Below are 7,328 nucleotides of genomic sequence, written 5' to 3' on the forward strand. Positions count from 1 at the left end.
ATCGAGAAACCTGAAAAGCAAAACCGGCCTGACGGCCGGCTTCAACAACGCCCGGTTGACGGGAAGTCCCTTAGAGACTTGTTAGGCGATTCTTGCATGGCATCAGTCTGCATGGACGCTAGAAATTCCGGTTGCGGTGCATAAGTGGATGCTCTTGCCTTTGGGCTCGCGGGACTGGGATGAGCATTGGCAAGCCATCGGTTCTTTAAGTGCGGAAGTGGCAATACAAGCTGCGGCGCAATCGTTTGAGGTTGTGCAGTGATTCCCGCCATCATTTGTGACGTATGTGCAGCCTGGACCTCTTCCTCGGCCGCTGATAACACCACCCCAAGTGCCCCCAGCCGCAAGGCATTCGTCTTCTAGGCTCTTAGCGCATTCCTTCTCTTTGGTGAGAAAGCAACTGCTTTCACGGGCGGATTGGATTGCTATTTCGTCTCGTGACAGACCGCGTGCAAATGCTTCAGAGAACCCTGAACCACTCACGAAGGCAAGAAAGGTAAATGCTAGGAGATAGAGGCGCATTGATCGCCTAACGTTGGACATAACCGGCGCCGAGCGCCAGCGAGGGCACCCAAAGCACAGCTTTGGGCGTCCGGTTGATGGACTGGTTAGGCGTGCGCATGCGGAAGTAGCCCGAGCTCTTCGATATGAAAGCGCACTTCATCGAAACCATGCACATGAAACGATTGGATGCCACAGGAACGCGCTGCCGCTACATTAGGTAGCGCGTCGTCGAAAAAGATGACTTCGCCCGCGTTTTTCTCGCACTCCGCGAGCGCGCGCTGAAAGCACGCCGCGTCGGGTTTGATTAGGTGCATTAGGTGCGACGATAGGGAGACGTCGAAGTGTTGATGAAAACCATCGAACCGCGCCCAGTGAAGTTCATTCGAGTTGCTCAAGCAGGCGACCTTGTACTTCGTACGGAGCCTGGAAAGCATTCCTTCTACTCCGGGATAAAACCCCTCTGGCCAGCTTGCAAACTCTCGGAGAAACTCAGAGGGAGTGCACTTTAATTCAAGCTCCCGCACGAACGAATTAGCGAAACTCTCTGGGGTCGTGCGCCCGAGTTCAAAGGCGCGAAAAGACGGGGACGCGAGTAGTTGGGACTTCAGCGTTTCAACTCCCAACGGTGCCGGCAGCAGTTCGTTTAGTCGATCGAAAGCGGAATTTCGGACGAGTACGCCGCCGAGGTCAAAGAGAAGGCACGAGACTGTGGTCATTCGAACGCCTAACGTTTGAGTTAACCGGTGCCGAGCACCAGCGAGGGAACCGAAAAAGCACAGCTTTTTCGGCGTCCGGTTGAACGATTAGTTAGCCTGTGGAAACACATCGACAATCAATTTTGCCAGTGCTTCTGGGCCAGAAGGGCATGCTGCTTCATTGCCATGCACGAGTGTATACACAGTGTCCTCGGCGACAATACTTCCGTCAGTTGTGTCTACTAGGCGCACCGACGCTTTAGCCATCCAAAGCTGGCCGTTATTGCTCCACGGGACTTCGTCTTTCTGCGCTTTTTCGCCAAGAACTAGTTGATATCGCGATTCGAGGGTGGGAACGATCTCTGGTGGTCGATCCCCGCACAACAAGAACTTTCGATTCTCTTGTTCGTAGCGGTTTTCACCAGCGTTGAATGCTCCGCTATATGACCCTTCAACGTACTCGACCGAAGTTGCTGCGCAGATGCTTGGGTGCCTATTCATATAATCCTGAAGTTGTCCAGGAGCATATAGGGTTTGATTAAATCCTGTTTTGCGCCAGATAACTGGTTCTGCGAAGTGAATTGAAACAGAATCACCGCGAGAAATTTCTGGGCGCCTGTAAACAACGCGGTTGCTTCCAGCGCAATATCTCGCAAAAGCGACCGAGTTCGACCTCTCTCCATCCTTGATAGACTTCCAAAACCTATCGCTCTTGTATATTTCGTTCGCAAAGAAAATGACAGGAACAAGAACGTAGACAAAAAGTACAACAACGGGAATCTGTTTCTTCTTCGTTGCCGTAATTGCAACTAAAATGACCAAAAAGCCCAATACGTACAAGAGTGGTACGCCAATGATTCCTACTGGGTCGGGCATTGCCACCTCCCTTCTTAGGCTAACGTTGGAGGTAACGGGCACCGAGGCGTAGCCGAGGGAACCCAAACGCGCAGCGTTTGGGTGTCCCGTTGACTGACGTGTTAGCCGCGCAAACCGTGACCGATTGAGGAATCGAATGGCTCGCCGCAGCTGCCAACCGACGAAAAGCCCGAACCGCAAAGCCTGCAGCGGGACCAGAAACGACTGCCGGAAAAGCGGCGACGGCCGCACCGGGAAAAACCGCTAACGACTGCACCGAAAGCCCGAAGGCGCCAAACGCGGACGCCGTAAAACGCGCACTCGCAGCTGATGGCGCCGCCTTTGAAGCCCGCGACCGTTGAGCGCGCAAGCACCGAGCAGCGTGATGACCCGCGGAGCCCGCAGCGGCATGCGGCGCAGTGCAAAGGGCAGGGCGCCGGGACGGCGATTCAATTGCTGACGTCAGGAATTGAGAGCTATTGAGCACGAGGCTAACGTTGGACGTAACGGGCGCCGGAGCGCAGCGGAGGGAACCAAAATGCGCAGCATTTTGGCGTCCCGTTGACGGACCTGTTAGCGGCAGCGTTGAAATCTGAACGGCGATTCATGCAGCGCAGGCCCGAAGTGAATTCGTTTGAAAATGCGAAACGGTTGCGGGGAAAACCGGTGACCACCGTAGAAACGATAACCGAGCGCGGCACCCGACTGCCGTGCAGGAATTGGTCCCCGAACCGAAACGGTACAAGCGCGGCAATGGAACCTTGGCCACGATGGCAAAGCCAACGCACGTTTCAAGTTCGGACGCTTTCAGCATTGACGCTAACGTTGGACGTGAGGGGCGCCGTAGCGCGAAGCGCGGAGGGAACCCAAAGCGCAGCTTTGGGCGTCCCACTCGACGGAATTGTTAGGCAATTTACTGGAGATTGGGTTGTTCATTTTCTCTGATGTAGCCCCAGACTCTTATTCCGTGGTCAATGATTGAAAACTTAGCGCCAACTGAGCGCGCGATCTCTATCAGTTCATCTGAATAGTCGACCACTTCTATCGGAAGCAGCGCGCCTTTGCGGATTTCCTTGTAGGCGAGGATGTCAAACCACTCCATGCTACTGAACTCACCCCAATACTGTGCAATTTCAGGGGTGAAGCTTATGCCGTCCTCGGGAAACCATGACCCATCTAGATCTTTCCTTCGATACTGAAACATCCGGTGGCTGGCGTTGAGAGATTGAAAAAGTGCTTGCCAGCGCGTGTTGTTCATTGCCGAAGTTAGCCTCTTTGCGCTGACGTATTCACGAGCCTGTTTGCTGGAGAGCATGGTTGCTGCGCTGCCTAACGTTGGACGTAACGGGCGCCGGAGCGCAGCGGAGGGCACCAAACTGCGCAGCAGTTTGGCGTCCCGTTGACGGACTTGTTAGCCGGCTTCATCGTTGCTGGGGCCGGCTGCTGCCGTAATGCGCGCGATTTCTTCTGGTGTTGCCCAAGAGATTGCACGAGCAAGGATTGCGGCAAACGAGAACCAAACGATCGCAACAGCACCGGGCGGAAAGCGGCCGAACCAAAGGCCAGCAAGGACCGCAACGGAAATGCTGACGCTAAAGAAGGCAATGAGCTTTCGATCGACGGCTAATTGATGCAGTCGTTGGTTGATTTCGGTCATGACGTTCTACGAGATAGGAATTGTTTGACGGCTAACGTTGGACGTAACGGGCGCCGGAGCGCAGCGGAGGGAACCAAAATGCGCAGCATTTTGGCGTCCCGTTGACGGACTTGTTAGCGGCAGCGTTGAAATTTGAACGGCGATTCATGCAGCGCAGGCCCGAAGTGCAGGGCATTGAGAAAGCGAAACGGTTGTGGGGAAAAGCTCGCGACCACGACCGAAACGATAACCGGGCGTGGCGCCCAACTGCCGTGCAGGAATTGGTCCCCGAACCGAAACGGTACAAGCGCCGCACGGGAACGTTGGCCACGCCGGCAAAGCCAACGCACGTTTCAAGTTCGGACGCTTTCAGCATTGACGCTAACGCAGAGTTAAAGGGCTGCCGAAGGCAGTCCCGTTGAACGACGAGTTAGAGCTTAGTTGTGAATGCGAATGGACCACACCAAGAACCCCAACCAAATCGGACAGATGAGCGCAAGGTTTGAGGCAAGAGAGCGAACAGATGTGCCCCGAAAAATTGCTACGAAAAACCAAAGAAATGGAAGCAAAACGCCACATTCGATGAGCAAATTGCGCCACAGATAGTAATTCCATAAATTCAGGTGGCCGGCGCTGGGCAGCACGCCAAAGGCAATGGCGGGCTCAGACGATGAGAACGGCCAGAACACAGGAACTGAATGCACCCCAACCAATAGATCGAGCCCGATGTGGGAGCAGGAAGCCACACAGAAGGCGAGTAAACCTGGGTGAGAAACGCCAGCTGCGAGAGTACGCGTAGTGGCCAGCCAGGCGAGCAAGCTGATGATTATGCAGAACAAAAGGGAGTGCGTGATGCGCGGATGGAAATCCATGCCGAGCCACCAACTGAACGGGTAGTCGAGATCTGGAGCGATTGATAGAAAGACAAGGAGCGGAAGCGCCCACTTGGCATGAGCTGAACTGAGCTTCGCTTGGCTGAAGTAGACGGCAGCGCCAACTGAGGCATGGCCGATGAAGGACGACATACGAGGGGTGAGCTCTAAAGTTTGAGATCAGGGGCTCCGACCGCAGGGAGGGAACCCGGCTTGCTGGGTGTCCCCTGGATCGAATTGTTAGAGCGGCGGCGCCTTCGATAGATGAGTAGCGCCCACATGCAAATCGCCAACTCCGCGACAAATGACCAATGGAGAATGAAATTTAGCCACCATGGATCGAAAACGGCTGGAACGACAAACAGAGCGAACGGCCGATCAATAAAGGGCGCGAACCACCATATATCGCCGACAAAGCTATCGAGAACTATATGAAGCATGCAGCCGCAGCAAAAGACCAAACACAGGAATGACGCTTTCGATGCATGGGACAGCCGCAACCAAATTGCTGAGGCCGCAAGCAGCAACAGCCAAACGATGGGCCAATGGGTGAAGTACTTGTGATGATGGGTTTGGCGGTGATCCGCCAGATAAAAATACGCCATATCGAAGTCGAGCGCTAACGCCCCAGCCACGCCAGACGTAATCACTGCAGCGGCGGAGGCTGGCAGATTACGAACTCTCTCGACGAGCATTGATGAGAAAACGTAGCCGGACGGGATATGGGCGATGAACATCTGAGCTCTAACGTTGGACGTAACGGGCGCCGGAGCGTAGCGGAGGGCACCAAACTGCGCAGCAGATTGGCGTCCCGTTGACGGACCTGTTAGCGGCAGCGTTGAAATTTGAACGGCGATTCATGCAGCGCAGGCCCGAAGTGCAGGGGATTGAGAAGGCGAAACGGTTGCGGGGAAAACCCGAAACCACGCAGGAGACGATAGCCGAGCATTGCACCGAACTGCCGTGCAGGAATTGGTCCCCGAACCGAAACGGTACAAGCGCTGCACGGGAACGTTGGCCACGCCCGCAGAGCCAATGCACGTTTCGAGTTCGGACGCTTTCAGCATTGACGCTAACGTAAAGCTAACCGGCACCGAGGCGCAGCCGAGGGAACCCAAATGCGTAGCATTTGGGGGTCCGGTTGAGCGACAAGTTGGGCGTCACTTTTCCCAAATAGAGTAGAGCACTGCTTCGGCGCTTGGCGCGGATCTGGGGTCCCTCGGGAAGTCGGCAAGGAACTGAATGCCAACAAGCTTGCTCAACACCCGTCGATACGGCGTCTTGTCGGACCACTGTTTCTCCTCAGTACTTGTGACCTCTACGACCAGCAAGGCCGGGGTTCGGCGACCGAACTTCGCGGCAACTGCTTCCAGTTGTCGCGCCACGGCTTCTTCTGGCGAGAATAGTATTCTGTTTGGAGCGTCGGATATTGCAAGCTCATATCTCTCGGTGCCGAGTTTCGTATGTATGGGATACGGTCGCCGATCTAAACATTCCCGTTCAAAACACACTCCAAATCGACGACGATCAATATCGTATGGCGCAAGATGCAATGTGTAGAGGAATGAGACGTAGCGAGATGGCGCGCCATTCAAACGAGATTGGAGGGTTCGGGTGATGGCCATCTCAATATCGCGCTTCTTGAATGCGTCACCCTCTCGAATGTACTGCGCGGCCAACGTCGGTAGGGGAGGTTGTGAGTGCAGCAGTTGCGGCCCCAAAATCTCCACTTGTGGCAAAGGAGCATTGCTGAGGAGGTGGTACTCGCGGATAAGCTGATCCGAATAGGCAAGGTAGTCAGAGGGCGGAATGTCGGCCATTGCCAACTGTGCAGTGAGCAGGAGTGAGGTGCATGCAAGAAGCTTCTTCATAACTTCTCCTCTGGATTATGCGGTTGCTTTGACGCCCAACGTAGAAGTGAGGGGCGGCCGGAGCGAAGCGTAGGGAACCACAAGCGCAGCTTGTGGCCGTCCCTCTCGACTGCCGGGTTAGCCGGGTTTGAGTACATCTTCTCGACACCGCGTGACAATTGTTGAAGGTGAAGTCGTCCGACGAATGACAAAGCAAGGCTTTGACAGGGCGTAGAACTGCTCAGACCAAGGAGATGCGCCAAGGCGAGCCAGAAGTTGTGACATTCGTTCTTCATTTAGGCGATCTCGTTTGTGGCGTGCCTTATAGAGTTGCAGGTCCTCTTCCTTTAATGCCGGACCGCTTTCGAAGAACTCCCATTTGGTGTCTTGCTGCGAGGCATGTACTGAGCGCTCAAGTACGTTGGAGCCACTAACCTGACGATGACAAAATCTCGCTCCAGATTGCATTGATGTCCAGTCGTCGTGCGCGGACCAGTGCAAGGTGGTAAGCGCGTGGTTCAAGGTTAAACAGTGGCACAAGGAATCATAGCCGTCACATAGAAAGCTATTGTTCCAGAGGACACTCCATTTGGAATGGGTCGGCAACACCAAGTAGAAAGTTGGAACGTTTGCGAACTCTGTTGCTGCGCCAAATGCGGCATCAAGATTTTTGAAAACCTCCCAAGAAGTACTTACAGTCTCATTTCCAACTAAACGAGAAACCTCTGCGTGAACGGCTGCCGCAACAATTTCATGATTGCCCTCAACAAGATCGAGTGCTTGTGTGGTGGGCCACCATCTTTGTATGGCTTCACTGCGAAGGTGCGTCATATCTTGTGGGCTAACGTTGAAAGTAACCGGCACCGGAGCGCCAGCGCAGGGAACCCAAACTGCTAAGCAGTTTGGGTGTCCGGTT

8 protein-coding genes are annotated in these 7,328 nt (G+C 54.6%); all 8 read right to left on the minus strand.

Annotated features, from left to right (window positions below; all coding sequences use genetic code 11):
- Window positions 1-608: 608 nt before the first annotated feature.
- Entirely contained in the window at window positions 609-1,220 is a 612-nt protein-coding gene (locus tag OPU71_RS20895) for an HAD-IA family hydrolase (RefSeq protein WP_267730026.1), read from the minus strand.
- 87 nt (window positions 1,221-1,307) lie between these two features.
- Complete coding sequence (locus OPU71_RS20900; protein WP_267730027.1) at window positions 1,308-2,075, minus strand: hypothetical protein; 768 nt, start codon at window positions 2,073-2,075, stop codon at window positions 1,308-1,310.
- An 892-nt stretch (window positions 2,076-2,967) separates the two neighbouring features.
- Window positions 2,968-3,369, minus strand: a complete 402-nt coding sequence (locus tag OPU71_RS20905) for a DUF6678 family protein (RefSeq protein WP_267730028.1) — start codon at window positions 3,367-3,369, stop codon at window positions 2,968-2,970.
- 96 nt (window positions 3,370-3,465) lie between these two features.
- Window positions 3,466-3,711, minus strand: coding sequence for a hypothetical protein (locus OPU71_RS20910; protein WP_267730029.1), 246 nt, complete (start codon window positions 3,709-3,711; stop codon window positions 3,466-3,468).
- A gap of 416 nt (window positions 3,712-4,127) precedes the next feature.
- Window positions 4,128-4,715, minus strand: coding sequence for a metal-dependent hydrolase (locus tag OPU71_RS20915; RefSeq protein WP_267730031.1), 588 nt, complete (start codon window positions 4,713-4,715; stop codon window positions 4,128-4,130).
- A 14-nt stretch (window positions 4,716-4,729) separates the two neighbouring features.
- Window positions 4,730-5,299 (minus strand): metal-dependent hydrolase, encoded by a 570-nt coding sequence (locus OPU71_RS20920; RefSeq protein WP_267730033.1) that lies wholly within the window; start codon window positions 5,297-5,299, stop codon window positions 4,730-4,732.
- Between the two features lie 423 nt (window positions 5,300-5,722).
- Window positions 5,723-6,433, minus strand: coding sequence for a hypothetical protein (locus tag OPU71_RS20925; protein WP_267730034.1), 711 nt, complete (start codon window positions 6,431-6,433; stop codon window positions 5,723-5,725).
- A 117-nt stretch (window positions 6,434-6,550) separates the two neighbouring features.
- The coding region (locus tag OPU71_RS20930; RefSeq protein ID WP_267730036.1) for a hypothetical protein at window positions 6,551-7,328 on the minus strand (778 nt) is incomplete at its 5' end.

It is taken from the genome of Niveibacterium sp. 24ML, from assembly GCF_026586805.1.
Classification (GTDB): domain Bacteria; phylum Pseudomonadota; class Gammaproteobacteria; order Burkholderiales; family Rhodocyclaceae; genus Niveibacterium.

What these genes read in the sequence shown, in the direction of transcription:
- OPU71_RS20910 (WP_267730029.1), bottom strand. Translation starts at nt 3,711, where the DNA reads ATGACCGAAATCAACCAACGACTGCATCAATTAGCCGTCGATCGAAAG.
- OPU71_RS20920 (WP_267730033.1), bottom strand. Translation starts at nt 5,299, where the DNA reads ATGTTCATCGCCCATATCCCGTCCGGCTACGTTTTCTCATCAATGCTC.
- OPU71_RS20900 (WP_267730027.1), bottom strand. Translation starts at nt 2,075, where the DNA reads ATGCCCGACCCAGTAGGAATCATTGGCGTACCACTCTTGTACGTATTG.
- OPU71_RS20905 (WP_267730028.1), bottom strand. Translation starts at nt 3,369, where the DNA reads ATGCTCTCCAGCAAACAGGCTCGTGAATACGTCAGCGCAAAGAGGCTA.
- OPU71_RS20895 (WP_267730026.1), bottom strand. Translation starts at nt 1,220, where the DNA reads ATGACCACAGTCTCGTGCCTTCTCTTTGACCTCGGCGGCGTACTCGTC.
- OPU71_RS20925 (WP_267730034.1), bottom strand. Translation starts at nt 6,433, where the DNA reads ATGAAGAAGCTTCTTGCATGCACCTCACTCCTGCTCACTGCACAGTTG.
- OPU71_RS20915 (WP_267730031.1), bottom strand. Translation starts at nt 4,715, where the DNA reads ATGTCGTCCTTCATCGGCCATGCCTCAGTTGGCGCTGCCGTCTACTTC.